This is a genomic window from Neisseria sp. P0021.S007 (assembly GCF_051956855.1).
In genome coordinates this window covers 1-430 of sequence record NZ_JBQCXA010001836.1, presented here as the reverse complement: position 1 = coordinate 430, position 430 = coordinate 1, and the positions used below count along the sequence as shown (strand labels likewise).

Below are 430 nucleotides of genomic sequence, written 5' to 3'. Positions count from 1 at the left end.
CTGCTTCAGGCTTTGGAAGCGATCTGAGGCCGTCTGAAACGCCTCGCGGGCCGCGTGTAAGGCTTCTTCGGTGGCAATGATTTGTTCTTCGTAATGCTCTTGCTGGCTTTGCAACAAGGCGGCTGCTTCCTGCGCGGCGGCGGTTTCGGCCTCGTCGGGCAGGTTCAGGGCTTGGTTTTCCTGTTTCAGACGACCTTTGCGCTCTTCGTGCTTGGCAACGGTTTGTTCGGCATGGGCAAGCTGCTGCTGCTTCAACGCCAGTTCGCGGCGGATGCGGTTTGCCTCGTCCTGCTGGGTTTGGAAGGCGGCATTGAGCGTGGCTTGAGCTTCTTCCAATTCGGGCAGACGCTCTTCGTGTTCGGCAACCTGCATCGCCCATTCCGCCAATTCGGTTTGCTTTTCTTCGGCCTGCAACTCGTTTTCTTCAAGC

Annotated in this window: 1 pseudogene; it reads right to left on the bottom strand. The window is 57.9% G+C overall.

What is annotated here, in order from left to right:
* Nucleotides 1-430, bottom strand: a pseudogene (locus tag ACTHUR_RS21715) (chromosome segregation protein SMC); the annotation flags it as partial.